Origin of the sequence: Halomonas sp. KG2 (assembly GCA_030440445.1) — a bacterium.
In the GTDB taxonomy this organism is placed as follows: Bacteria; Pseudomonadota; Gammaproteobacteria; order Pseudomonadales; family Halomonadaceae; genus Vreelandella.
In genome coordinates, this window is the sequence record CP098528.1 from 3,771,607 (window position 1) to 3,798,135 (window position 26,529).

Annotated in this window: 24 protein-coding genes; 12 read left to right on the forward strand and 12 right to left on the reverse strand. The window is 53.6% G+C overall.

Features of this window, described 5'->3' with window-relative positions:
* Nucleotides 1-18: 18 nt before the first annotated feature.
* Entirely contained in the window at nt 19-1,614 is a 1,596-nt protein-coding gene (locus NDQ72_17410) for a solute:sodium symporter family transporter (protein WKD27793.1), read from the reverse strand.
* Between the two features lie 508 nt (nt 1,615-2,122).
* On the opposite strand from NDQ72_17410, the gene NDQ72_17415 reads away from it, so the two are divergent.
* From NDQ72_17415 to NDQ72_17450, 8 genes are read left to right on the forward strand one after another with little or no spacing between them, the layout of a single operon-like run.
* Entirely contained in the window at nt 2,123-4,150 is a 2,028-nt protein-coding gene (locus NDQ72_17415) for a methyl-accepting chemotaxis protein (GenBank protein ID WKD27794.1), read from the forward strand.
* A 10-nt stretch (nt 4,151-4,160) separates the two neighbouring features.
* Nucleotides 4,161-5,228, forward strand: a complete 1,068-nt coding sequence (gene cheB, locus NDQ72_17420) for a chemotaxis-specific protein-glutamate methyltransferase CheB (GenBank protein WKD27795.1) — start codon at nt 4,161-4,163, stop codon at nt 5,226-5,228.
* Nucleotides 5,225-6,604, forward strand: coding sequence for a protein-glutamate O-methyltransferase CheR (locus tag NDQ72_17425; protein WKD27796.1), 1,380 nt, complete (start codon nt 5,225-5,227; stop codon nt 6,602-6,604). The genes cheB and NDQ72_17425 overlap by 4 nt, the downstream gene beginning before the upstream one ends.
* Complete coding sequence (locus tag NDQ72_17430; GenBank protein ID WKD27797.1) at nt 6,604-8,739, forward strand: response regulator; 2,136 nt, start codon at nt 6,604-6,606, stop codon at nt 8,737-8,739. Before NDQ72_17425 ends, NDQ72_17430 begins: the two co-directional genes overlap by 1 nt.
* A 25-nt stretch (nt 8,740-8,764) precedes the next feature.
* Nucleotides 8,765-9,121 carry a response regulator gene (locus NDQ72_17435; protein ID WKD27798.1) on the forward strand — a complete coding sequence of 119 codons (357 nt, stop codon included), beginning with the start codon at nt 8,765-8,767 and terminating at the stop codon, nt 9,119-9,121.
* Between the two features lie 54 nt (nt 9,122-9,175).
* Nucleotides 9,176-10,921, forward strand: coding sequence for a diguanylate cyclase (locus NDQ72_17440; protein WKD27799.1), 1,746 nt, complete (start codon nt 9,176-9,178; stop codon nt 10,919-10,921).
* The gene (locus tag NDQ72_17445; GenBank protein WKD27800.1) at nt 10,918-11,508 is read left to right on the forward strand and encodes a chemotaxis protein CheW; all 591 of its coding nucleotides are present in this window, start codon (nt 10,918-10,920) and stop codon (nt 11,506-11,508) included. Before NDQ72_17440 ends, NDQ72_17445 begins: the two co-directional genes overlap by 4 nt.
* A 4-nt stretch (nt 11,509-11,512) precedes the next feature.
* Nucleotides 11,513-11,917: a hypothetical protein gene (locus NDQ72_17450; protein ID WKD27801.1), complete on the forward strand. Its 405-nt coding sequence runs from the start codon at nt 11,513-11,515 to the stop codon at nt 11,915-11,917.
* Here the strand turns inward: NDQ72_17450 and NDQ72_17455 are convergent.
* The 11 genes from NDQ72_17455 to NDQ72_17505 form a co-directional block, all read right to left on the reverse strand.
* Nucleotides 11,900-13,105 (reverse strand): molybdopterin molybdotransferase MoeA, encoded by a 1,206-nt coding sequence (locus tag NDQ72_17455; GenBank protein ID WKD27802.1) that lies wholly within the window; start codon nt 13,103-13,105, stop codon nt 11,900-11,902. The two genes, NDQ72_17450 and NDQ72_17455, sit on opposite strands and share 18 nt — an antisense overlap.
* Nucleotides 13,098-13,619: a molybdenum cofactor biosynthesis protein B gene (gene moaB, locus NDQ72_17460; GenBank protein WKD27803.1), complete on the reverse strand. Its 522-nt coding sequence runs from the start codon at nt 13,617-13,619 to the stop codon at nt 13,098-13,100. The genes NDQ72_17455 and moaB overlap by 8 nt, the downstream gene beginning before the upstream one ends.
* A gap of 11 nt (nt 13,620-13,630) precedes the next feature.
* Nucleotides 13,631-13,957, reverse strand: a complete 327-nt coding sequence (locus NDQ72_17465) for a DUF1244 domain-containing protein (GenBank protein ID WKD27804.1) — start codon at nt 13,955-13,957, stop codon at nt 13,631-13,633.
* An 87-nt stretch (nt 13,958-14,044) separates the two neighbouring features.
* The gene (locus tag NDQ72_17470; protein ID WKD27805.1) at nt 14,045-15,157 is read right to left on the reverse strand and encodes a formate dehydrogenase subunit gamma; all 1,113 of its coding nucleotides are present in this window, start codon (nt 15,155-15,157) and stop codon (nt 14,045-14,047) included.
* Nucleotides 15,158-15,168: 11 nt separating this feature from the next.
* Complete coding sequence (gene fdh3B, locus NDQ72_17475; protein WKD27806.1) at nt 15,169-15,783, reverse strand: formate dehydrogenase FDH3 subunit beta; 615 nt, start codon at nt 15,781-15,783, stop codon at nt 15,169-15,171.
* Nucleotides 15,784-15,855: 72 nt separating this feature from the next.
* On the reverse strand, nt 15,856-18,708 hold the full coding sequence (locus NDQ72_17480; protein WKD27807.1) for a molybdopterin-dependent oxidoreductase: 2,853 nt from the start codon (nt 18,706-18,708) through the stop codon (nt 15,856-15,858).
* A 24-nt stretch (nt 18,709-18,732) separates the two neighbouring features.
* Nucleotides 18,733-18,936, reverse strand: coding sequence for a twin-arginine translocation signal domain-containing protein (locus NDQ72_17485; protein WKD27808.1), 204 nt, complete (start codon nt 18,934-18,936; stop codon nt 18,733-18,735).
* A 79-nt stretch (nt 18,937-19,015) separates the two neighbouring features.
* Complete coding sequence (locus NDQ72_17490) at nt 19,016-19,669, reverse strand: molecular chaperone TorD family protein (GenBank protein WKD27809.1); 654 nt, start codon at nt 19,667-19,669, stop codon at nt 19,016-19,018.
* 4 nt (nt 19,670-19,673) lie between these two features.
* Nucleotides 19,674-21,392 carry a 4Fe-4S binding protein gene (locus NDQ72_17495; protein ID WKD27810.1) on the reverse strand — a complete coding sequence of 573 codons (1,719 nt, stop codon included), beginning with the start codon at nt 21,390-21,392 and terminating at the stop codon, nt 19,674-19,676.
* Between the two features lie 186 nt (nt 21,393-21,578).
* A complete protein-coding gene (locus NDQ72_17500; GenBank protein WKD27811.1) occupies nt 21,579-22,202 on the reverse strand; it encodes a DUF3306 domain-containing protein in 624 nt (207 codons plus the stop codon).
* Nucleotides 22,199-22,639: a DUF3305 domain-containing protein gene (locus NDQ72_17505; protein ID WKD27812.1), complete on the reverse strand. Its 441-nt coding sequence runs from the start codon at nt 22,637-22,639 to the stop codon at nt 22,199-22,201. The genes NDQ72_17500 and NDQ72_17505 overlap by 4 nt, the downstream gene beginning before the upstream one ends.
* Before the next feature lie 146 nt (nt 22,640-22,785).
* Between NDQ72_17505 and NDQ72_17510 the strand changes: the two genes are divergently transcribed.
* The 4 genes from NDQ72_17510 to moaA are packed head-to-tail and all read left to right on the forward strand — an operon-like array spanning nt 22,786 to nt 26,529.
* The gene (locus tag NDQ72_17510; protein ID WKD27813.1) at nt 22,786-23,643 is read left to right on the forward strand and encodes a formate dehydrogenase accessory sulfurtransferase FdhD; all 858 of its coding nucleotides are present in this window, start codon (nt 22,786-22,788) and stop codon (nt 23,641-23,643) included.
* Entirely contained in the window at nt 23,640-24,275 is a 636-nt protein-coding gene (gene mobA / locus NDQ72_17515; GenBank protein WKD27814.1) for a molybdenum cofactor guanylyltransferase, read from the forward strand. Before NDQ72_17510 ends, mobA begins: the two co-directional genes overlap by 4 nt.
* The gene (locus NDQ72_17520; protein ID WKD27815.1) at nt 24,272-25,525 is read left to right on the forward strand and encodes a molybdopterin-binding protein; all 1,254 of its coding nucleotides are present in this window, start codon (nt 24,272-24,274) and stop codon (nt 25,523-25,525) included. The genes mobA and NDQ72_17520 overlap by 4 nt, the downstream gene beginning before the upstream one ends.
* Nucleotides 25,522-26,529, forward strand: coding sequence for a GTP 3',8-cyclase MoaA (gene moaA / locus NDQ72_17525; protein WKD27816.1), 1,008 nt, complete (start codon nt 25,522-25,524; stop codon nt 26,527-26,529). Before NDQ72_17520 ends, moaA begins: the two co-directional genes overlap by 4 nt.

Genomic DNA, 26,529 nt, shown 5'->3' on the forward strand with positions numbered 1-26,529 from the left:
GCGTTGTGTTAGCGGTGGTCAGCCTGCAAACGAGGCGTACATAATCACCACTAATACCACAAGCACAATGCCGGTTGGCACAGCGCCCTTCCAAGGAGTGAGATCGACATCGCCCGAATCTTCTTGCACCCAGGCGGTGGCGCGAGGACGCAGCTTACCAATGATCAGCATCACGCCAACCAACAGCACGAACACAGCGGCGACAAAGTGGAACTCATGCATCACCATCGGCAGCTTGTTAAACGGCGGAACAAAATAGCCTGCAGCGATCAGCAAACAGCCCCCAACCAACGCTACTTTAGCCGCCATGGGAGGCACGCGTTTGGTCAGAAGCCCCACCAGAACAACCGCTAAAATAGGGATAAAGTAAATCGCGTTCATCTTCTGCAGGTAGCCAAATAGGCTATCCTGGCCTGCCAACAGCGGCGCAATAATCATGGTCGTTACGGCCATAATCCAACCAAATACCTTGCCTGATTTCACGACCTCTTCTTCAGTGGCATCTTTTTTCAGCACACCTTTATAGATACCCAGGCTGAAAATCGTGGTGGTACTGTTTAGCGCCGAGTTAAACGAGGAGAGAATCGCCCCAACCATCACCGCCGCAAAAAAACCTGTGAGATAAGGCGGCAACACGTTAAACACCAAGTGGCCATACGCTTCGTCCGCGCGAACGCCTTGGTCGGCGTAAAGGTGGTAAGCAATGATCCCCGGCAGCACCAGATAGAGCGGGCCTAACAGTTTAAAGAAGCCGGTCAGCAACACGCCTTTTTGGCCTTCTGCGAGGTTTTTTGCCGCAAAGGTGCGCTGAATAATTTGCTGGTTCGTCGTCCAGTAAAACAGGTGTAGCAACAGGACGCCGGTAAAAATCGTTGAGAACGGCACCTGCTGTTCAGGACCACCTACCGAGTTAAATTTACTCGGATCGCTCTCTTTCAGAATGCTCCAGCCTTCCATGATGCCACTGCCATTGCTCACTGCCTGAAGGCCGAAATAAACGATGACAAAGCCCCCGATCAATAGACCGACGCCATTCAAGGTATCTGAGACCGCTACCGTACGCAGGCCACCAAACAGCGCATAGACCGCGCCGATGATGCCAACCGTCCAGACAGTGGCCCACAGCAGCACCGTACTCGACTGAATGCCGGTAAGCCCTTGAAGATCAAGCATGCCCTGTAAACCAATAGCCCCTGAATAGAGAATGATAGGCAACAGCACAACAGCGTAAGCAATCAAGAAAATTACGTTGGCAATCAGCTGAGTACCGTTATCAAAACGGATTGCTAACAGCTGTGGAAGCGTTGCAATTCCACTTTTAAGAAAGCGCGGTAGGAAAAACAGTGCCAGTGCTACCAAAGCGATCACCGCAATCACTTCCCAGGCCATAACACTCAGACCATCGGTAAACGCGGAACCGTTTAACCCAACCATCTGCTCGGTTGAGAGATTGGTCATCAGCATCGAGGCGGCTATTAGTGGAAAGGTTAGTGTCCTTCCGGCTAAGAAATAGCCACTCGTACTTCGGTGGTCATCTCTGCGCGTAATGCGCCACGTAACAAAGGCCACCAGGCCAGTAAAAAAGAGAAACGATGCCAGCGTTAGGGCATGCATGGGAAGGTCCTTGGGAGTAGTCGCTTATCGGCAGGCGACGCAGTGAATGTAGGTAAAATTACCAATATGCGCTGGCATTCTAAGGAGATGAAACGATTCAACTATTATTCTTTAGTAGCAACAAAGAATAAATAAGACGGTTTTTTACTACCTTGGCACTCTTTTTACAAGTCGCTACGGTGGTTGGTCACTATGGAAGGAGGGGCTAAGCCATAAGGGCTAAGTCATAAGAGCTAAGTCATACGGATCAAGCTGCACAGTCCATGTCACAATGCTGTTGCCCTGGCGACCACTCATCACGCTTAATTTCATCGCAAAGTGCAGCACCTTTACCACAGCATTTTTCTGTCGCGTGACGTAGCGTTAATGAGAAAACTGGACAGCTTTCATAAAAGCCGCTGAAATCGTCATATGATAGGCTTCTTGTAACGTTATTTAACGCTAAGCAATCAGTGTTAGCACTTTCCTACTTACTAGCGTCACCAGTTAACTTGGAGCAGAAGCGATAATGACAGCGCGTTGGAAATCCTTGCCATTACGGTTACGACTGTTTATCTCATTTGGAACGGTATTGGCACTGGCTATGTTGCTAGCGCTTTATCTACAGGCCCGCTCGCATAGCCAGGCGCGCTTGGAAAACTTGCTAAACGAAGAGCTGCCTACTCAGGTAGAGAGCCTTGCCACCCGGCTAACGCTTAGGTTGAGCCCAGCGCTAGCGTTGTCAGAAAGCCTAGCCGACAGCTACTTCATTGAGCAGTGGGTGCGCAACGGGATGCCAGACACCGACCAGCCGGACGTCATGCGCTATTTGTCACGTTTGATGGAACAGCTCGACACCGAACTGTTGTTTATCGCGGCTCAATATCAAGGACGCGGCTACTACTTCCAGTACCGCGATGGAGAGTTTCTAGAGCGGACGCTACAAGCGCCAGGCGGCGATGATGACTGGTACTATCAGTTTACCGATAGCGGTACTGCTTATAATCTAAACCTAGACAGCGATACTTTTTCACCTGAAGAAGCGTTCGTCTTTTTAAATTTCCGTAGTCGTGAACAGGCACTCAATGGCCGCCCTCTTATTGTTGCTGGTGCGGGGCTAGATCTTTCTCGATTGGCGCAGCTAATTGAAGACTTTCGACTCGGCGAAACCGGACGCGCCGCGTTACTCAATGCGGAAGGGGAGCTACTTATTCGCAGTGACGAAACGTCACTGGCTGCTCTTCAAAGCCAGGAATCAGCCAGCCTATTGCAAGATGAGAAAGAACTTCGTGTACACGAAATCCAACGTGATAATCATACCTTTTTAGTCTCCACCCGCTGGCTACCCGAGCTGCAGCGCTACTTGATGATTGAAGTTTCTAAAGAGGAGTATTTAAGCTCCATCAGAGAACGATTTTTTGCATCGACGGGCTTCGGGCTTGTGATCCTTTTAGGCGGGTTAATTATTTTATACCCACTTACCGGCAGCTTGATCCGCCCCTTAACTCGCCTTCAACGCCAACTTAAAGAGATTACCAACAGCCTCGATTTATCCCGCCGCGTAGACACCGATGATCAGGCTGAAATTGGCGATTTAGCGAATCAGACTAATGAGCTGCTAGCACGCTTATCTCGAACCATTATGGCGGTTTCCAACAACGCACTGGCACTCACTCAAGTGGCCGATCGCTTAGCCCAAACGGCGGGCCTGTCGGGCATTCAAGGCGGGGACATTAGTCATGAAGCGAACCAGACGATGGCCGCCGCTGTAGAAGAAATGGCCTCGTCAGTGGCTGAGATAACCTCGACCATGGAGGAGCTTTCAACCTCATCCACACAAATCGCTGATCATTCGCAATCTGTGGTAGAAGTAGCCAATCAAACGCTTGAACGCAGCCGTAAGGGCAGCACAGCGATGCAACTGCTGCAGTCAAAAATGCAGGATATTCGCAGCGACAGCGAACAGAGCTTGACAGAAATCATGGCACTGGGCGCTAAGTCTAAACAAATCAGCAAGGTCATGGAGCTGATCAATACCCTTGCTGCGCAAACTAAACTGATTGCGTTTAATGCCGCACTAGAGGCATCAAGTGCGGGCGAGTCAGGTCGCCGTTTCTCTGTTGTTGCAAACGAAATACGTCGTTTGGCGGATAGTGTTACTGACTCAACCCAAGAGATAGAAGGCCACACCGAAGAAATTCAAAATGCGATCAATCGTTTAGTTGTCGCCTCTGAAAAGGGAGCGTCTTCGATAGAGAAAGGCGTTGAGGTCAGTATTAATACCGCTCAAGACCTGGATGCACTACTCAAAGCGGCGAGCCAAACCAGTAGCGCAGCGCAGCAAATATCACTGTCAACCCAGCAGCAGAAAACTGCTAGCAACCAGGTGGTTATTGCTTTGCGCGATATTGATACAGCCAGCTCACGTAATGCACAGTCAGTACGCAGCATTACCGAGATCAGCCAAGATATGATCGACATGTCGGCAGAGTTAAATGCGCTGGTGCAGGAGTTTACATTGGCTCAACAGGATGCAAACCACCAACGCCCTTCGTGAGGACGCTGCGATGAGTGTAATTCGGGTAGTGATGGCGGACGACAGCCAACTGGCACGTGACGTGCTGCGCGACATCCTCACCCGCGATGGCGACATTGAGGTTGTTGGTGAAGCCACCAACGGGCGTGAAGCAGTAGAACTTGCCCACCGTTTATCGCCGCAGTTGATCACAATGGATCTGAATATGCCGGTCATGGACGGTCTCAGCGCCATTGAAGAAATTATGCATACCAAAGGGGTTCCTATCCTGGTGGTAAGCGATCGCTCTGATGCCGAAACGGCCTACCGGGCGCTCGATGTTGGCGCGCTAGAAGTGATGCAGAAGCCAACTCTTGATGATGAAGACGCACAACGACTACTCGCGCGTGTCCGGCTTCTTTCGGGAGTGGCCGTTATTACTCGCCTACGGCGCCGATCAACCTCTGCCATGCCCGTTGCACCGGTAAGCACACCGCCTGTTGATCGCCATAATAGGCCGAAAGCTTTCCAGCGTATTATCGCCATTGCTTGCTCAACCGGTGGGCCGCAGGCACTCGCCCATTTACTTAGCAAGCTGCCGACCAACTTTCCTGCACCGGTGGTGATTGCCCAGCATATCAGCCATGGCTTTATTGAAGGCATGGCGCACTGGCTGACATCGCTCTGTTCAATGCCAGTTTGCGTTGCTCAGCATGGTGAACCGCTAAAGCCAGGCTTTGTTTATCTATCGCCATCGGAACGCAACTTGCGTGTCACGCCCTCCCACCGCCTTCAACTACAGCAGAGTCCCGATAATTCGCTTTATCATCCCAACTGCGATGCACTGTTAACGAGCGTCGCTAATGTTTATGGCCCAGAGGCTATTGGAGTGATTTTAACGGGCATGGGACGTGATGGCGTTAGCGGCATGCGCGCTATTCATTTATCGGGAGGCTGTACCTTTGCCCAAAACGAAGCCAGCTCGGTTATTTATGGCATGAACCAAGAAGCGGTTAGTGCCGGCGTTATCCAGCATGTTGTTTCCCTTGATGAACTCCCTGCCAGGCTCATTCGCGAGACCCGTGGGCAACGGTTGTCTACCTGGACAAAATCGCTATGAGTTCGCTGACGCCATTCAAGGATCTGGTGCATCGCCGCTGCGGTTTGCACTTAGAGGGCCTCGCTGAAGCTCGTCTCGTTAAGGCAGTGGAGGCACTGCGAACAGACACCGATATTAACGACACCTCGATGCTCATTGCGCAACTAGAGCAAAACGAAGCGATGTTTGATCGCTTCGTTAGTCAGTTAACGGTGAACGAAACCTACTTCTACCGGGAGCCAGAAGCGCTTCACTGGTTAGCCGATACCTACCTCCCGCGGCGGCTGGCTGAAAAAGGTAAGCCATTGGCTATTTTCAGCGCCGGATGTTCTTCGGGTGAAGAGCCTTACAGTGTTGCTATTGCACTGTTTGAGCGCTACGGAGAGCGCGCCAAGCAACTCTTTCATATCACAGGGGGAGATGTTGATCAGCAGGTTCTTAGTAAAGCCCAAAAAGGCATTTACAGCGGCATGTCGTTTCGGGCGCTGAGCCCTGCGCTAAAACATCGCTACTTTCACCCAGAGGGCCGACGCTTCAAAATAGATGATGCGCTTCGCCACTGGGTCACCTTTTGTTCATTCAATGTATTGCAGCCAAACGCAGACAAGCTTGGCCCCTTCGACGTCATCTTATTTCGCAACGTATCGATCTATTTTGATGAATCGACCCGGCGCGATATACAGCGCCACCTGAAGCAGCTACTGGAACCTCATGGCGTTTTGATGTGCGGCGTCACGGAAACATTAGGCAACGACCTGGGCATTTTGGAACTGAATCAGGCTCAAGGAGTGTTCTTTTTCCAAGAGAGCACCCTGCCCCACGCCTTACCTGCCAATGATGAGCCACCCTATCGCGACGATGTGTTGCCAGCCCCACCGGTGTTGTCAGAGATGCCTCCTCAACCACCTGAGAATGAACCTGAGAAAGAATCTGAGAAAGAACCTGAGCACAAACAGCCGATGACATCGTTTAACGCGGCTTTGCAGCAAGCTCATCATTTACTGAACCAGAACGCATTTTCAGAAGCAGCCGCGCTACTTTCTGACCTTCTAGTGCAACAACCTTGGAGTGTCGATGCGTTACTGCTGGCAGGTTTAGTGGCTCGCTGGCAGCAGAACTTTGCTGACGCTTACGACTACTTTAAGCGAGCCATTTACGTTGCTCCTGAGTGCTGGCCAGCTCACTTTTTTCAAGCTGAGCTTTTCCGACTAGGCGAGCTTAGTGATGCTCCCGGACAACGAGAGCGTGGCTATGCAGCGGTTATTCGCCTACTGGATGCGTCAAAACAGGCGGATGGTGGATTGAGCGTCATTGCGCCGCCTATTCCTCCGGGGGATGCCTACTTTTTGGCAACTTGCCACCTTAGTGCACAGACAACGACACAGGGAGTGGGTTAATGGCACTGGATATTAAACGCTTTATTCAGCGCTTTATTGAAGAAGCATCAGACCACTTACCTCGTTTAAGGGAGGGCATTGAGGCGCTAGAGCAAGGCGATTCCCATCAAGAACGTATCAATGAGCTATTTCGTGCGGCACATACGCTAAAAGGCTCATCGCGCATGCTAAAGCTGACGCCCATTACGGCGATCGCTCACAGTACAGAGGAGCTGCTAAGCGCACTACGCGATGGGGCACAAACCGCTTCACCTGATGTCACGTGCCTCCTTAATCAAGCCACGGACGCGCTGTCTGACCTAGTTAGCCAACTTGCCCAAGGTGTTTCTCCAGCAGAGCTAGCGGAAGCCGATAATCAGCTTTGCCAAGCCCTGGAAAACGCCGCGGCGGGGAAGTCGTCCCCCGCTCCCTCTCCTAAAACAACCGTATCCGGGGACGATAAAGCCGAGAAAGCAGCCCCCAACGCGGCACCACCGGCAATGAAAAGCCCTGCTCTTCCGGCTCAAGAGCTACGCTTAACAGACACGGTACGCGTGCGTCTTGACCGCCTAGATGACGTTATTCGCCTGATGGGGGAAGTGTTATCAGGGCACCACCATCTACACTCACTCGTAGAACAGGCACGCAGCCTTGGCGCCTCGTTACCCAAAGATCAGCAGGCCCCCTTTAACGCTTTTAGCCGCGAGCTGAAGGACAGCGTGCTTTCCCACGACGGTCTAATGAGCGATCTCCATGACCGAGCTCTGCAAATGCGCATGCTACCGCTGAGCGTGGTGTTTGACCCTTTATCGCAAATGGCCAGAGACCTTGCCCATTCGCTAGGCAAACAAGTCAATTGCCGTGTTCACGGCAGTGAGATTGAGCTGGACCGACAGATGATAGATCGCCTCTCGGACCCGCTAATTCATCTACTGCGGAATGCGTTAGACCATGGCCTGGAAACTCCCGGTGAGCGACAGGCAACAGGCAAGCCTACACGGGGGCAGTTATCGCTAGAGGCATGGCAAGACGGCAGTTGGGTAGTGATTGAAATGCGTGATGACGGCGCGGGCATTTCCCTAGATGCGGTACGGCAAAAGGCACTCTCCAAGCAACTACTCAGTGAAGAGTTGCTGCTTACCCTAACCGAGCAGGAAACCTTAGAGCTTATTTTCTTACCCGGCTTCTCAACCAAACCCCTGATTACCGACTTTTCAGGTCGTGGCGTGGGGATGGATGTCGTCAAGCGAACAGTGATTGACGAGCTCAACGGTGATTTACGTCTAACCAGCCATCCAGGCAAAGGCACCTGTTTTACCCTGCGCCTGCCTTTATCGCTAGCCATGATGCGCGTTCTCCTGATCAACGTGGGCGCTGTCACGCTAGGTGTAACAGCACCTTATGTGTCAGAGCTTGTAGAGCATGCATCAACGGACTTTATTGATGCTGCCGGGCAAAAAACACTGATCCTGCGCAACGAGTTCGTGCCGGTCGTTTCACTTGCGGAATTGTTAGACCTACCCTATGCGCCCACTGATGCTGACAACTTACTGTTACTTGTCGTACATCAACGTCATCAAAAACTGGCGCTAATTATTGATGCCTTGGTGGATGAACGCGATATGGTAATTAAGCCGTTGCCCACGCATTTGCGCCATTTACCACTGGTTTCTGGCATGGTCACGCTAGGGCGCAATACGCTGGTTAGCCTATTACACGTGCCGACGCTGCTGGAACACTCGCGCCGCTATGCCCCGAAAGCACTAGCTAAAACGGATCAAGCGCCCCAGACACATCGTATACTCGTCGTCGATGACTCTCTGAACACCCGAGAAATTGAAAAAGATGTCTTAGAAGCTTGGGGATATCAGGTCACCCTGGCAGAAAATGGCCGTGATGGTCTGAACAAGGCCCTGGCTGACTCGTTTGATGCAGTACTCACCGACGTTGAAATGCCGGTCATGGATGGCTTTGCGCTCACTGCAAGTCTGCGAGAAAATGAGATTTATCGTTATAAGCCGATTATCATTATCACCTCACGAGAAAAAGAAGCAGACCGTCGGCGCGGCATTGAAGTAGGCGCCGACGCGTATATTGTCAAAGGCAGCTTTGATCAGAACAATTTGGTGGATACGCTAAAAGCGCTACTCGGCTAAGCACGCGCCATGACGGAGGTTAATCATGCAAATATTGATCGTAGATGACGACCCGTTGGCCTGTGAAATGACAGCAACGCTGCTAGAGTTCCAGGGCTATACAACGGTCATGGCCAATGATGCCATGGAGGCCACACAGCTGTTGGATAGCTTGGACAATATCGCGCTTATTGTTAGCGACATGCATATGCCGCTCATCAATGGGATAGAATTCTTGGAAATGTTGCGTGAACAAGACGTTACCTTGCCTTTTATTCTGCTCACCGGCGACTCACCTAGTTCAACCCTTATGCAGACGCCTGGTTTAAACGCCTGCCTGCAAAAAGATGCGGAGCTAGAATCCACGTTAGGCAATGCCGTGACTCAAGCGCTCAACGGTTGAACGTTTGCCATTTGTATTACAGCGCACCGTTCGCCCACATGAACAGGTAGTCTGATGTCACCATCTGCCCCGACATTGCAACAAAAGCTGAACCAGCTGCGCCAACGCTTTATTGAACAGCTACCAGCACGTTTACAGAAAACCGCAACAAAGTGGCAACAAAGCCGGCTTTCAGCGGAGGCAGAGTCACGCCTAGCCCCGGAGCTTCACCGCTTTTTCCATAGCTTAAAAGGGACCGGCCGCTCATTGGGCTTTGAACGAATTGCCATGTTGGCAGATCAAGGCGAAGAACTACTCAAGGCGACGCCGCCTTCTGCCAGCCATGCTTTTGATGACCAGGCTATTAATGACATTAACAGCCTGATTTCAGAGCTTTTCCAGCAGCTCAGTGAAGAGATAGAGTACTTACAGTCACTGCATGGCCAGCAAACCGTACTGGCATCACTCAACAGCGTCGAATTCTCATCAGTAGCGCCACAGACACGCAATAAACGTCAGCGGCTTATTTATCTATGTGACGATGAGCCCGACCAAGTCGACCAGTTGCTACATCATCTTCGCTGTTTTGGGCATGAAGTGGTCCATTTTGAAGACACAGAGTCATTTTTTAATGCGGTCATTACCCGCCGCCCCGACGCGGTCATCATGGATGTTCAGTTTCCGCAAGGTAACACCGCAGGTACTGAAACGCTGACCAGCCTGAATAAATTAATCGGAGAGCGGCTGCCCTCCATTGTACTGTCGTCCTATGGTGACTTTTATTCACGACTGAGTGCTGTTCGAGCTGGTTGTAATGGGTACTTTACCAAGCCCATTAAGCCACTGGATCTAATGTTAGCTATCGACGAACTCACTAGCCCCTTGGATGAAGAACCGTTGCGCGTGTTGGTAGTCGATGATGAACCCGACGCTGCCAGCTACCACTCATTGATGCTTGAAGAAGCCGGTATGATTGTTCAGCAGGTGCATCACCCTGCTGACGCGCTAAGCGCTTTGGACCGCTTTAGCCCTGACTTACTGTTAATTGATATGTATATGCCGGTATGTTCTGGTGAAGAGCTAGCGACAATTATCCGCCAGCAATCCGCGCATATTGGCCTGCCCATTATTTATCTATCTAGTGAAACAGACAGCCAAAAGCAGCTATTGGCCATGACGGCAGGCGTAGAAGCCTTCATTACCAAGCCGGTTACCCCTGACGAGCTCGTGTCTGCGGTACGGCTTCGTGCCGAACGCCTGCATCTACTGCGCTCGCTGATGACCCAGGACAGCATGACAGGGCTTTATAACCACAGCACCACGACGGATCTTATCGGTAAAACACTTGCTCAGGCATATCGTGAAGGTAGCCAACATGCGATGGCCATGCTCGACATTGACCATTTTAAAACGGTCAATGATACCTACGGCCACCTAGCGGGTGACCAGGTCATTATCACGCTAGCACGGCTGCTAAAAACCCGCTTGCGCATATCCGATATCATCGGGCGTTATGGCGGTGAAGAGTTTGTCGTATTGCTAAAAGGGGTCACCGCAAAGCGCGCAGCCGAACTTATTGACGAACTGCGCCACGATTTCGAACAGGTAGATTTTCATGCTGGCGGAGAGCGCTTTCGCTGTACCTTCAGTGCCGGCATTAGCAGTTTCCCCAGCCAGCCTTCCACTGAAGCGTTACGCCTAAGCGCGGACCAAGCACTTTACCTAGCGAAACGGCAGGGGCGTAATCAAGTAGTCATTAATAACGAGAACGGCGCAAAAGGAAAAGCACAACCGAAGCAACCCGGTGTGAAAAAACAATGACCAACACCCATCAACAGCGTGACAACCAGTCTCTTTCGCTCGAAGAGGCACTAGCACGTCAGAGTAACGATGACACGATTATTGACGTGGACGAACCTTGCCAGCAGTTGGTGTTATTTCGCCTGGCGGAGCAACGGTTCGCTTTGCCCGGCAGTGCGGTCAATGAAATTTTGAATGGTGATCAACCGGTTTATTTCGTGCCTGGCTTGCCTGCTTCTACGGAAGGTGTGATTCACTTGCGCGGCAACATTGAATCGGTGGTGACCCTACAGGCACTTCTCGGTCTCCCCCCTTCGGAACAAACGGGCATGCTGTTAGTCGTGACCGCTGCGGGCATTCGCAGTGCCGTTCGTATCGATTATTTAGAGGATGTTTGCGACATCCCGATCAGCGCACTGAAACCGGCACCGGACACCCTCGCCAGCCAACTAATGCCTTATGTGAGCGCCCTCTGGCAACCTGATGTAACGCCAGCAGAGAGCGGCAAAGAAGAGGCTAACGACGATTCTGTAGCAGCAGGCAGCTCGGCCATTGCCCTGTTGGATCCAGATGCTTTATTCAACGCCTATCAACAAGGCCTTGGGTAAACCCATGACAATTGGCGCGCCGAATCTCTCCTTAGACGCAGCGACCCATGTTGCTTTAGTGTTATTTAGTGCTGGTCATACGCTCGCCGCCATCGAAGCACGCCACGTCGCGGGGTTAGCGAAATCGGCCCACCTACCGCGTTGCGCGAATGCCGAGTGCCTGTTGCTTAACGCGCCATTGTTGAGCGTAGCGCCTACCCAATGGCTCACCCTCCAGGATGCCAACGGCGCTTGGCAGTTAGGCGTTACTGGTGACGTCGTCTTAGCACACACACCGATAACGGAGCTGTTTCCATTACCTTCTTTAATTGCCGCACGCCACGTCAGCCCCGCCCTACGAGGCTTAACGATGGCCAACCAAACGGTACGTTTGTTATTTGATGGCGCAGCGCTAACGCTGCAACCATAAACAGCGAACCAACGTGCCTTTTTCTACCTGCTGGTGCGGATCAATCACCGCTAACGCATCTACACTAATACAGGATGACAGCACGCCAGAGTTTTGGTCTTCAAACGCATCGGCGATGATGCCCGCTTCGCTAAAACGTAGCGCAACACGCATATAGTGCTGGCGCGGGCCAGTCTGAGTCGTGAAGTTAGCGGAGGCTGTCAGCGTAGGTAAGGCGTTCAACGCCGAACACCCCAGTAACGCACCCATCAACGGTCGTAAAAACAACCACGCGCCCACAAACCCAGAAACAGGGTTACCCGGCAGTCCTACAAAGCGCGCCTCACTGCCGTCTTCGCGTGGCAAACGGCCCAGCGCCAGCGGCTTTCCTGGGCGAATCGCCAGCTTCCACATATCCAACTGGCCCAGCGACTCAAGCGCGGCTTTTACATGGTCTTCCTCACCCACGCTAACCCCACCCGTACTTACCACCACATCGGCGTCCGCCGCTGCGTTTGTGAGCAGCGCAACGGTCTGGTCGAAATCGTCCGGCACACTCACTAGCTGGACCACCTCCGCGCCAAACGTCTCTAACAGTCTCTTCAGCATCGGCCGGTTGGAGTTATACAGCTGACCTGGCTTTAACGGCGTGCCTGGATCAATAATCTCATCACCCGTAGAGAGCAGCGCAACGCGAGGACGGCGACGTACACTTACCACAGTAACGCCCTGGCCTGCCAAGTGGCCCAACGCCGCCGCTTCGAGCCGCTCGCCCGCCGCCAACAGTGGTTGACCTCGGCGCACATCGCGCCCTTGAAGGCGAATGTTGTCTCCACTGGGTATGTCGGTAGGCATCAGAGCTTGATTATCCGCAACTTCGACGCGCTCTTGCATGACCACGCAGTCGGCCCCTGGGGGGATTTCACCGCCGGTAAAAATCCGTGCGCAACTGCCTTCCGCCAGCGGCGCTGCAGGGCTGCCTGCCGCAATACGCTGGCTGATAGGCAACCACTTGCCCGCATCACTGGCACGCAGTGCATAGCCATCCATTGCGCTATTATCAAACGGCGGGACGTCCAACTGAGCGGTAACGGCTTCGGCCAGCACACGCCCAGCAGCGGCCTCAAGCGGAACGCTCTCGGTGCCAACAAGGCTTACGTCGGCCAGTAGCGCTTCAAGCGCGGCACTTATCGGCTGTAGCTCAGCCATGCTGCCCCCGGCCTGGGATAACCAGGTTGGCGAAATTACAAGGCTTATGACGGCTATCCAACTGCTCGGCCAGAATGCCGTCCCAACCAGTACGACAGGCGCCGGTTGAACCCGGTAGGCAGAAGACCACCGTAGCGTTGGCTAAGCCGCCGAGGCAACGGCTTTGAATGGTCGAGCTACCAATCTCATCGCCGCTTAGTTGGCGAAAGCGCTCGCCAAAGCCTTCGATACGCTTATCCAGCAGTACCGATACAGCCTCCGGCGTTGAGTCTCGCCCGGTAAAACCTGTACCGCCCGTGGTAATCACCACCTGTACGTTTGCGTCGGCAATCCACTGGGCGACTACCGCACGAATTTGGTAAACGTCATCCGGCACGATGCGTTTCTCTGCCAGGGTGTGCCCAGCTTCGGTTAAACGCTGCACCAGCGCCTGGCCGGAGCGGTCAGTCTCATCCGTGCGTGTATCAGAGACCGTAAGCACGGCGACGTTAAGAGGTACCATTGGCTCACTCATTAGCGTTATCTCTATTTGGCTGCTTTCTTTTTAGCATGGTGCGCTTCCCAGGCAGCCTTCTGCTCGGCAGTCGCAGGCGGCTGATAGAGCTCTTTCCATTCACTATAGGGCATGCCGTATACATACTCTCGGGCTTCTTCGTAGCTGAGAGTTTCATTCCGCGATTCAGCGGCAGACACCAACCATTTCGATAAACAGTTGCGGCAAAAATCCGCCAGAATCATCAGATCGATGTTCTGCACATCCTTATTGTCGTCTAAATGCTGTAACAAACGCCGAAACGCGGCGGCTTCTAGCTCTGTACGCGTCGTTTGGTCAAATTCATTAAACGCTGACATTGGCGATCCTCTTATCAAGTAACTTTAGAGCAGCATAACAAAAGACACCGCCCGAAGGCGGTGTCGAGTGGCAATTAAGCGAACCGGCTAGCTAGGTTTGGTAGCGGAAACATCGCCACTACTGCTGTCCGTTTTTTGTGCCGCGATTTCCTCTTCGCTCATAGCTGTATCTTTGACCTCCTCGTACCACAAGTTGTGGTGCTCTTTGGCCCAGGTTTCATCGACATAGCCAGTGGTCATACCTTCCAATGAGCCTTCCGTACCGACAGTCCCAATATAGATATGGCCTAGCGCGACAGCCGTCAACCCAAGCGCACCCACCGCATGGATGATGTTGGCCCACTGCATGGTATCGCGGCCTTGACCATAGTTGGGGAAGTCGAGCACAAAACCACTCGCGATCACCACCAAGCCAGCAGTGGCTAATAGCCAGTACCACGCTTTTTCGCCACCGTTGGCAAAACCCGCGTCAGGATGGTGCTTGCCTGTTAATCCACCTGCCTTTTTAAACCATACCCAGTCATGCTTCTTAGGAATATTGTCTTTCAGCAAGCTAATTAACAGTACAACGAGTAGCACACCGAATATCGGGCCAAGATAGTTATGCAGCACTTTGGAAGCTGAGGTCATCCATGCCCAAACGGCGTCGCCAAACAGCGTGCGGAACACGAACTTACCAAACAACAGATTCAACCCTGTTAACGCCAAGGTGATAAACAGGGTGGCGACGGTCCAGTGTAGCGAACGCATTAGCAACGACCAGCGCAAAAGCTTGCGCCCTGTGCGCGGCTCATCGAGATGTTTGCGCCCAACCATAAAGTAGAACAGCGCAATCACCACGATCATCCCGCCAATCGCAATCAAACCAAACGGCGACACCCAACGGTTACGGATCTGCCGCCAAGTTTCGCCACTCGAATTGATCAGACTGTAGTTACTGTCAAAGCGCGAATCGCGATAGTTAGGCCCTGTTTCGCCACTGCGCACCTGACGCCACTGATCTGCACTGATACCTGGAGCAGCGGTCACCATCTCGCGGTCTGTGTCAGCCTGGGCAACCGCTAGCTGGGACATGCCGAGACTGGCAGCCAGCAGCAGTAACAGGATGCCGATACGCCAACAGCGCTGGAAAAACGCCCTTACCCAGAGGGCTAGCGCAGGCGCCTCTGGTGTCATTGTGGCCGTGGTCATCGTTGTCATGACACGCCTCCTTACCCTTTACGGGCAGCATCGTAGGCAAGGTTGTCAGTACTGGCCTGGGGGTTATTCGACCAAGCACCATCTTTATGGCCACGATGAACGACACGCTGACGGAAGATATCGGCAACATCTTGCGCATCACCCGCTAGGAGGGCCTTGGTAGAGCACATTTCCGCACATAGCGGCAGCTTGCCTTCCGCGATGCGATTGGAGCCGTACTTCTCGTACTCCTCCTCTTTGCTCTCTGCTGGGCCGCCTGCACAGAATGTGCACTTGTCCATTTTTCCGCGTTCGCCAAATGCATTTTGTTGTGGGAACTGCGGTGCGCCAAAGGGGCACGCATATAGGCAGTAGCCACAACCAATGCACAGGTCTTTATCGTGTAGCACGATGCCATCGTCGGTTTTATAGAAGCAGTCCGTCGGACATACCGCCATGCATGGCGCATCGTCACAGTGCATACAAGCCACTGAAATCGACATCTCATCCGCTTCGCCGTCGTTGAGTGTGACCACCCGGCGACGCTGGATACCCCACTCCACATCATTGGCATTTTTACAGGCGGTGACACAGCCGTTGCACTCGATGCAGCGCTCGGCGTCACACATAAATTTCATTTGAGCCATGGTGTTCTCCTCTCACCAGCGCGGGCATTGACCCACGCTGGGCTCTATCAGGTCGGTCGAGACGTTATTGGCTTAAGCCCGCTCAATTCGGCAGATGGTGCACTTCGTTTCCTGCATCAGTGTCACCGGATCATAGCCATAGGTGGTGGCGGTGTTAGCCGCTTCACCAATGACGTACGGGGCAGACCCGTCCGGATAACGATCCCGCAAGCTCTCGCCTTGGAACATGCCGCCAAAGTGGAACGGCATAAAGGCAACCTTGCGATCAACCCGAGGCGTGACCAAGGCTTTCACCTTCACTCTGCCGCCTTCTGCACCCTCAACCCATACGTCGTCGCCATCACGTACGCCAATGTCATTAGCATCCGCGGGGTTCATCTCGACAAACATCTCTTGCTGTAGCTCGGCTAGCCACGACATAGAGCGCGTTTCTTCACCGCCTCCCTCGTATTCGACCAATCGACCCGACGTGAGAATAATCGGATAATCAGCGCTGTTATCGCGGTCCTGGATGGTTTTGTACATCGTGGGCAGACGCATAATTGAGTCAAAGTCGTCCCAGGTGGGATAGCGTTCGACCAGATCGCGGCGGGTGGTGTATAGCGGCTCGCGGTGTTTCGGCACTGCATCTGGGAAAGTCCATACCACGGCGCGCGCTTTCGCGTTGCCATAAGGCGCGCAACCACGATCAATCGCCACCCGCTGGATACCGCCTGAGAGGTCGGTTTTCCAGTTTTTACCTTCTGCGGCCGTTTTCTCAACGTCAGTCAGGTCATCCCACCAACCGAGGTCTTTAAGCAGTTGGTCGGTAAACTCGGGGTAGCCATCATCAATCTCGCCACCTACTGGCGCAGAGCCCTCCGCCAGCAAGTTAACGCCGTCGCGCTCAATACCAAAACGGGCACGGAAACCCATACCGCCTTCCATTACCGGTACGCTGGTGTCATAGAGGTTGGGTGAGCCAGGGTGATTAAACTCTGGTGTGCCCCAGCACGGCCACGGCAGCCCGTAGTAATCACCGTCGGCAGGGCCACCTTGGGCACGCAAGTTCTGAAAGCTGAAGGTATGCCAGTTTTTCTGGTGCTCTTTGAGGCGCTCGGGGCTTTGGCCGGTGTAGCCAACAGTCCACATGCCACGGTTGATTTCACGCAACACGTCATCAATCAGCGGCTCGCTGCCGTTCATCTCAAAGTTCTTCACGAACTCATTACCAAAGCCAAGCTTGTTGGCAAATAGGTACATAATTTCGTGATCAGGCTTTGATTCAAATAGCGGCTCAATAACTTTATCGCGCCACTGAATAGAGCGGTTGGTGGCCGTCACGCTGCCGGTAGTTTCAAACTGGGTCGCTGCAGGCAGCAGATAAACACCATCAGAGCGGTCATGCATCACCGAGGCAACCGTGGGATAAGGGTCAACAATGACCATCATCTCAAGCTTCTGCATGGCTTTTTGCATTTCCACGCCGCGGGTTTGCGAGTTGACCGCGTGCCCCCAGTAGAACATCGCTTTTAGCGCGGTGCGCTGGGAGATATTTTCATCCTCTTCCAGTACACCATCTACCCAGCGGGATACGGTAATACCGCTGGAGTACATCGGTTTTCCATCAGCGTACTCGGTATCGTCAAAGCGACCTTTTAGCCACTCATAATCGACATCCCACACCTGGGACCAGTGCTGCCATGCGCCTTCAGCCAAACCGTAATAACCTGGAAGCGAGTCACAGCCTAGACCAAGGTCGGTAGCACCCTGTACGTTATCGTGGCCCCGCAAAATGTTGGCACCACCACCGGACTTACCAATATTGCCCAGCGCCAGCTCTAGAATGCAGTACGCGCGAGTATTGTTGTTACCGGTGGTGTGCTGGGTACCGCCCATACACCAGACCACGCAGCCCGGACGATTGTTAGCAAGCCGCTTGGCCACATCGAACATGTCCGCTTCCGGTACGCCAGTAATGTCTTCCACGACACTCGGCGTGAACTGAGCCACCTCTGCGCGCACTTCATCCATACCGTAAACACGCTGGCTGATATATTCGCTGTCTTCCCAGCCATTCTCAAAGATGTGCCACAACAAGCCCCAGATATAGGCAACGTCCGAGCCAGGGCGCAGGCGTACGTATTTATTGGCTTTTGCTGCGGTACGCGTAAAGCGCGGATCCGCGACGATGATGTCGCAGTTATTACGCTCTTTAGCAATGAGAATATGCTGCATCGCGACCGGGTGAGCTTCACTCGGGTTGGAGCCGATGAACAGAATCGCCTTGCTGTTCTGCATATCATTGAGCGAGTTGGTCATCGCACCGTAACCCCAGGTGTTAGCAACACCTGCCACGGTGGTGGAGTGACAAATTCGCGCTTGGTGATCGGTATTATTGGTGCCCCACATGGAGGCCAGCTTGCGCATCAAGTACGCCTGCTCGTTATTAAACTTGGCCGAGCCAAGCCAGTAAACACTGTCTGGGCCATAGGCGTCACGCAGTTCAAGCAGCTTATCGCCTATTTCATTAACCGCATCGTCCCAGCTCAGCCGCTGCCATTCACCCGCCACTAGCTTCATGGGGTATTTTAGGCGACGGGTAGAGTGACCATGCTGGCGTAGCGAGGCTCCTTTGGCACAGTGAGCACCACGGTTAATCGGGTGGTCAAACGCGGGCTCTTGTTTTGTCCAAATGCCTTCTTGAACTTCTGCATAGACACCACAGCCCACCGAACAGTGGGAACAAATGGTGCGTTTGGTCTCAACGGGTGAGTCTAGTACAGGGGTTTTATTCGCCGACTCGGCGCGCTGCATCATCGGCGCGCCCATAAAGCCCGCAGCTGCTACGCCACCGGTGGCGACGCCACTACGCTTTAAAAATTGACGACGGGAGATTCCAAGCCCTGAAGCGTTGGCAGTATTGGTTTTGCGAGTTAGACGCATGGCAGTTCTCCTGGCATTTTGCCGTCAATCACGCAGCGACGCATAGTACGCGCGAATATGGTCAGTTTCGTGGTAATTCGTTGTTTGTTTTTTAGGCTCAATCGATGTGGTGCTATCGGCTTGAGCTAGCGTGACGTGACCTACTGCAGCGGCCGCACCGGCAGCGGCGGTACCTAGCCCAACGGTTTTCATAAACCGACGGCGCTCAGGATTGTGTGACGTGTGCATGGGTTTCTCCTCTATCATGCCCTTATTCTTCTGCATGGCCTGCTGGCCCTATTATTCGCTTACCACTGCGCACTGCCACTCACGGTGTGACGTCGCGCGCCGCGCCGGTTGCGGTTGTCGTTGGCTCCACAATCCGCACCGCTTGATAGGCCGCTCTTTCGCTCAACGTTGCCTGCTCGCTTTCCATAAACGCGCCGCCTAACTGGCCAAGCGATGCGTAAAAAACAGTGTCGACTCTAGTGAGGTCGTCAAAGCAGCGCGTTGACCAGGGAGCCATGTGTTGCTGGAAGAAGTAGCTCTGCTCGCTGCTCTGGGACGTAATCAGCATTGCCATCACCTCACATATAGCAGCCAAATGATCTTCTGGCTCGCGGGTATGCTCGCTACGCTCAAACCCCAGCGCGCGAAGGTCCTGGCGTAATGCAACTAATGCTGCCTCCATTAATTCCCCATTTCGGTACCAAGACGCATAAGGCACTATCTCGCCCTGAATGACGCCAACCAGAAGACGAAAGTGGGCACGCTGCAGGCTTTCTACACTGCTTTGGCCAGCAGCATTTGAGAGCGCTGACCAACACTCCGCCAATCGGCTGCCGTCTTGCTCAATATCTAGACTGGCTAGCCACGCTAATAACTCACCGTCGGGCGCCTGGCGTAGCAAACTGGCTAAGAGCTGATAAATATCGGCCCGCAGTGCGTCTGTATCGCTAAGTGTGGGCATTGCATCACTCATTGCTTTACACCTTTAGTTGCGCATCAGGGTCACGGATCATGGTTTTCCACACATCTTTGACCCGGCAGTCCTCGCACATTTCTAGCCGCGCTAGTGCATCGCCCGCGAAATAGGGGTGGTTAGCCAGCTTCGCTTTGATGGTCGCTACCGTACTGGCAGTCGCAAAAGGCTTGCCGCAGCCAATGCACTCAAAAGCCGCCTCTTCGTGGCAAATTTGCCGTGTGTCGCGTTCTGGTGCAGCCAAAAAACCAGGAAGCAGCGTAATCGCGCTTTCAGGGCACGCCTGTTCACATAGCCCGCACTGCACACAGTCAGACTCCAAGAAACTTAGCGCGGGTGTATCGCCCCCTGCTTTCAATGCAGGTGTCGGGCAATTACTAACGCAGGCATGGCAAAGCGTGCAGGCTTCACGATCTACTTGAATACCGCCATAAGCGGCCCCGTCAGGCATGCTATGCCGGTCATTGCTAGGCGCTCCAAGTGCCGCCAGTGTTGCTAGCACCTGATTAAAGCGGGCGCGCTTCTGGGGGTCGGTAAAGGTCAGCGCAGCGGCAGTTAAGGGCGTAAGCGTGGGAAGTGCATCGCGCTCTTCAGTCGGCTCCGGCTGCAGCAGCTTAATTCGCGTAGTGTCATGCCCCAGCGCTTCTAGCAGGCCGTGGGCTTGGGCGACTTGATGAGTGATAAACGTGGTTAAACGAGGCGGCATCTCATCGTGCAACTGAATACGCACCTCGGCAGCTCCGTTCACCAGCGCGGTAAGCCACTGATCGTGGCCAGCAGCACCCAGTTCTTCAAGCGGGACATCAAGTAGGTGGCCTGGCGTAACAGCACCTGCTTGGCGTTCAGCATCAAGAAAGTCATGGGTGACAAAGCGCATCACAGGCGCTTGACCGCCCGCCTCGCGATAGGCGGCCAGCCACGTCGCTAAGGTGTCTTGCTGACGACGGGTTTCCGGCAGGCGAAATTCAATCGCACCGGTTGGGCAAGCACTGGTACAACTGCCCACCCCTTGGCAAAGGAACGGGTCAATCTCAATACGCGATTCAATGCGCCCCTGAATGCTGGAAATAGCATCTGCGGGGCAAACATCCAAACAGCGAGTACAGCCAACGTTGCCACTCGCGGAATGCGCACAGAGATCACTATTAACCTGGAAATAACGCGGTTTACCGAATTCACCGACGAGCTCAATAACGCTTTCCAGAACCTCGCCGCGCTGAGCTTCTTGAGCCAACCAATCCAGACACACATAGCCTGGCGGTGGGATTTCCCATGAATGCGTAGCGTTCGATATGCCTGCTGCCGTTAAGTCGAGCACCACGTCAAACACGTCACGCTCAATAAGCGCTTGAGCCAGATTGAGCGTGTCGCTATTCGCGGGCGCCACTTCAACGCGAAAGGCACCCAGATAACCAGTAATTCGCAGTTGAGATTGCTGGGTATCGGTTAGCGTTTGGCAGATGAGAGGCTCGCTGGCAGCGACTAAATCGACGGCAGAATCAGTTGTCAGCAGCGTCAACGATGCCAAGCCACGGCCCTGTAACACTCGGGTAGCTTGGCTAACCTCGTGTGAATTACCCATCAACAGCGCATGGCCGCGGCTGTGATAAGTCACATTAGCAGGCGTTAAATTAACCGGCCACGAGATACGCTGGCGTACCGCTTCGCGGGCGGTGACGTTAACCTGGTCATCTACCGATGCCAGTTGGATTCGTTGGTTCATGCATTCTCACGGTCAGAAAGTCGTTTTTTTTATAATTAAAAGTCATGTTTTTTTACTTTAATGGCATATCTTAATGCTTTCTCTACCTTGAGCGTAGGTGCCTAGGCGTTTTTTGCCACTTTAAAGCGCATTGGCGTCTCAACGCTTCATCGTCATAACTACAGCAACCCATTGTTTATAAAGCAGTCATTTCCTATTTATACATTCGTCTACTTCATCATCAGACAAATCAGACTGGTCGTCTAGTTGCTGTTTTTGTACAAAACCACTATCGCTTGTACAGGCATTAACGTCTTCAGGTGGAATAGGAGTGCCGTCATCCGCGATGTTCTTATCATCTGCTTCTGCTGGCCTATCTAATGCCTCTTCCGCTTTGTTTGCCCAGCGGCGAAGCTTGCCTGCCAGTTCAGTGGCCATAGGCTTAAGCTGCTGACGATAATCAGCATCGTAGTCATCCAACCCATCGCGTACGTTGTAGTTACCGGTGGCCCATAGCCTTTTTAGGGCACGGCGGCGCAGTGCAGCGCTGACACCAGGTGCCATGAACGCGCTGAAATCACTACCTGCCGGTAAATTATCAGGGTCGGGTAAGGTGTGATCCAAGCTGCCAGGAAGCGGGCGCGCGTCATCAACGCTAGCCTCTGCATCCAACGACTCAGTATCGCTGGCAGTAGCACTTAGCGCATCGGCCTCTAGCCCTAGCTCTGACTTCGGCTCTGTGCTGCCGTTGGGAGGGTTATCTAATGCTGCGTCTGCTTCGTCGCTTTCAACGCCACGCTTTTTACGTGACCAGCGTTCAAGTCTGCTCACTGGGGCTGCTCCTTGGTCGGGGTTTCTTTAGCCCGACCGGCTCCCTTATGCTTCTTTTTGCGCTTTTCTGGTGGTGCTTCTCCATGACGCGCTAAATAGCTTTCCAGCCATACCTGAATCGCCATCGGCATCGATGCTTCGAGTACCTGCTGTTCACCATCAAGCCAGCCCGCCGCGACATCTTGGCTTGCGGTAATAGCATCAGGCTTGGGCGCTTGTCCGGTAAAACCAGCGCGAACAAAAAGACGCGGAGTTGCTGACGTAAGGTTAAAGCGGTAGGCCGCACGCTCGGTCATCGACAGTTGAAGGCTAAGCACATAGTCACCTTGCTCACCTGGCGTGAGCTCAGCGATACGCCATTGCGTTAAGGTAAAGCCCCTCACCTGCTTGGGCTCTGCCACCAAGGTAATGCTCAAAGAGCGCAGATTATCACTCATACGGATAGACCACCTTAGACCTTGAATGGGTAGACAAGTAAGCCTTTTGAGCGCCATCATCGTCAACTCAGAGTGTTTTACTCAACTATTATAATTTACATGTATGCGTTACATGATTCTTCACTAGGTTCCAACGAGGATTGCGGATGCCCGCCCTTCAGTTAAGCCGAGCCCGCTTACCGGCCACGACGACAATCGATGTGCTGGATGCTTACGGCGACTCCCGCCAACAAGCCATCGCCGCAGAGCGCGCGCTGACGGTTTATCTCAATAAGCGTGAAATTGTCACGCTAATGACGCTGGGCGATGACCCTGAAGCCTTGGTGGTGGGCTATCTACGCAACCAGGGATTACTGCGCCGTGCGGAAGATTTATCGGCGGTACAGGTGGATTGGGAGGTGGAGTCCGCCGCCGTCGTCACCGATTATTTACCTGACGATTTAGACAACCGGCTGAGTACTCGTACCGTCACCACGGGTTGTGGTCAGGGGACCGTGTTCGGCAAATTACTGGAACAAACATCGCTCTCTGCGTTACCTGAGACAGCGCTGGCGCAATCAACGCTTTATCAGTTGCTAACCAATTTGAATACCTACAACGAGACCTATCGCAGCGCGGGAGCAGTACACGGTTGCGCGCTGTGCCAGCAAAGCCGCGTGCTCGATTTCGTTGAAGATGTCGGACGTCACAACGCGGTGGATACCCTGGCAGGCCACCAGTGGCTCAACCAGGCCGAAAGCAGTAGTGCTGATATTTTCTATACTACTGGCCGCCTAACTTCCGAAATGGTGTTGAAAGTGGCGCAAATGGGGATCAGCGTGCTGGTTTCACGTTCTGGGGTGACCCAAAAAGGTGTGGAGCTGGCGGAACGCTTCGGCGTGATGCTGATTGCTCGGGCTAAAGGCAAAAATTTTCAGGCGATTAATACCGCTAACCGCCTAACGTTAGATGCCATTCCAGCCAAACCACCCAGTGCGCGCACGTCTAAGGAGGCCGGTATATGATCACCCCACAAACCCTCACTGGCATGATTCTCGCGGGCGGCGAAGGCCGCCGTATGGGTGGGCGTGACAAAGGCCTTGAACCCTTCGCGGGGCTACCGCTCGTGGCCCATGTGGCTCAACGCTTTGATGGCCATGTCTCTGAACTATTGATCAACGCCAATCGCAACACAGATGCCTATGCACTGTTTGCAAGCCGGGTTATTGAGGACGCGGAAGGCGGCTTTAAAGGCCCCTTGATGGGCATTTATAGTGGCCTACGCGCTGCTAAAACGCCCTGGCTATTGGTTGCCCCTTGCGACTCACCTGCCCTACCTAATGACCTAGTGGCGCGTATGGTGGCGGGCATCACCTCAGAGAGTAGTGAACACGATATCGCCGTTGCGTTTGACGGCGAGCGCCTGCACCCAGTCGTCGCACTGCTGCGCACCTCGCTTGCCGATGACTTAGCGAATGCGCTGGCTGAGGGCGAACGTAAAATCGACCGCTGGTACGCTCGCCACTCATGGTGCAAGGTCGATATGTCGGACTGCCCAGAAACATTTGCCAACCTCAATACCGAAGAGGAAAAGGCTCGTTTGGAGCTAACGCTAGATTCTGTCGCTAAGAACGCTGCCTCGAGGGAAACACCATGAGCCTGTCGTGCTTCGAACTCGGTGAGCAAATGCTCAGCGTTGACGCAGCGCGAGAGGCACTACTGTCCCTGGCTGAACAGCCCGTTGCGGTCGAATCGGTAGCGCTTAGCCAAGCTTATGGCAGGCGCTTAGCCACCGATATCACCGCGCCAATTAACGTGCCACAGAATACCAATGCAGCCATGGATGGTATCGCCCTGGCGTGGCCAGGAGAGCAACCTCATCAAACCCAATGGCCGATTGCAGGCGATGCTTTTGCCGGACAAGCGTTTGAAGGCAGCGTACCTCTCGGCCAGTGCGTACGCATTACCACAGGCGCTCCCTTACCGGCAGGCACCGACACCATTATCATGCGCGAGCAGCTTAGCGAGCATGACGGCAGTGTCACCATTGATTCCCCCGACCGAGTTAGCCATGGTCAGCATGTGCGCCAAGCAGGGGAAGATATTGCCCTAGGCGAGGTAGCACTGGTAGCGGGCACACGACTAGATGCCGCCTGCTTGGGGTTAATAGCCTCACTGGGCTATGGTGAGGTTTGCATTTTCAGGCGCCCAAAGGTGGCTATCTTCTCTACTGGAAATGAGGTCACTCCCCCTGGCGAAGCGCTGCCCAGCGCAGGCATTTACGACACCAATCGTTTTACATTGATGGGCTTGCTCAACGAACAGGGTGCTGATGTGATGGATCTAGGCATTTTGCCTGATGACCCCACCACCATTCAAAATGCCCTGGCTCGCGCAGCCAAGCAGTGTGATTTAGTCATTACCAGTGGGGGCGTTTCTGTCGGCCACGCCGATTACACCAGGGAAGCGTTGGAAACATTAGGCCAATTAGCTTTTTGGCGCGTGGCGCTGCGCCCCGGACGCCCCATGGCCTGCGGCTGGCTGGGTGAATCGCGCAAACCATTTGTCGGCTTACCCGGCAACCCCGTTGCGGTCATGGTAACCTTTAGCCAATTCGTGGTGCCATTATTGGAACGTTTACAAAAACAAACCCCCGTTCCACCGAGGCGTTTAACAGCCATTACCCAAACTCCGCTAAAAAGTCGCCTAAAGCGCACCGATTTTATACGTGGCATTTATTCAAGCGATGCTCACGGTGTGCTGCAGGTACGTAGTACCGGAGCGCAGGGGTCTGGGATTTTAACCTCGATGGTAGCTGCTAACTGCCTGATTGAACTGGGTGATGATCAAGCAGGCGCCCAGCCAGGCGACGCAGTCTGCATCCAACCACTGACGAGGTGGCAATGACCAAACAACCAATTGCCGAAAAACTCATTGATGATTTCGGCCGCCGTGTTAGTTATGTACGCATTTCCGTAACGGATCGCTGCGACTTTCGCTGCGTTTACTGCATGAGCGAAGAGATGACCTTCCTGCCAAGAGCTCAGGTGCTTACGCTGGAAGAACTCGCCATGGTGGCCCAGGCGTTTACCGAACTAGGCGTTGAGAAAATCCGCTTAACCGGGGGCGAACCGCTAGTGCGTAAAGGCATTGAGCAGCTCGTGGACGACATTGGGGCGCTGCCAGGGCTCAACGACTTCACCATGACCACGAACGGGGCCAGTCTGCGTAAACACGCCAAACGGCTCTATCAAGGGGGGCTGCGCAGGCTCAATATCAGCCTCGACTCTCTTGACCCCGAGCGCTTCAAACAGCTAACCCGTACAGGTGAGTTAGCGAAGGTGATTGACGGCATTCACGCCGCTAAAGAAGCTGGCTTTTCACGCATCAAGCTTAACGCTGTGATTCTCAAGGGGCGCAATGATGATGAAGTGCTGGACCTTGTCACGTTCGCTCGCCAAGAAGGACTCGATATCAGCTTTATCGAAGAGATGCCGCTGGGCGATGTGTCTGATCACTCGCGAGCCGAGACCTTTTACTCTAGTGACGACGTTCAAGCACTGATCGAGACTCGCTACCCGCTCATGCCGTCAACGGAAACCACACCTGGGCCTTCGCGCTATTTTAAAATGGCCGATAGCAGCAGTCGGGTTGGCTTTATTTCGCCCCATAGTCACAACTTTTGCGATAGCTGCAACCGCGTTCGGGTAACCGTTGAAGGCCGTCTACTGCTCTGCCTCGGCAATGAACACTCGGTCGATTTGCGTGCCGTACTGCGCCGGCATCCTGGCAATATGCAGGCGTTGAAAACCGCCATTATTAATGCTTTGCCGCTCAAGCCCGAACGCCATCACTTTACGACCGATGGCGATGTTCAGGTGGTGCGCTTTATGAATATGACAGGGGGTTAA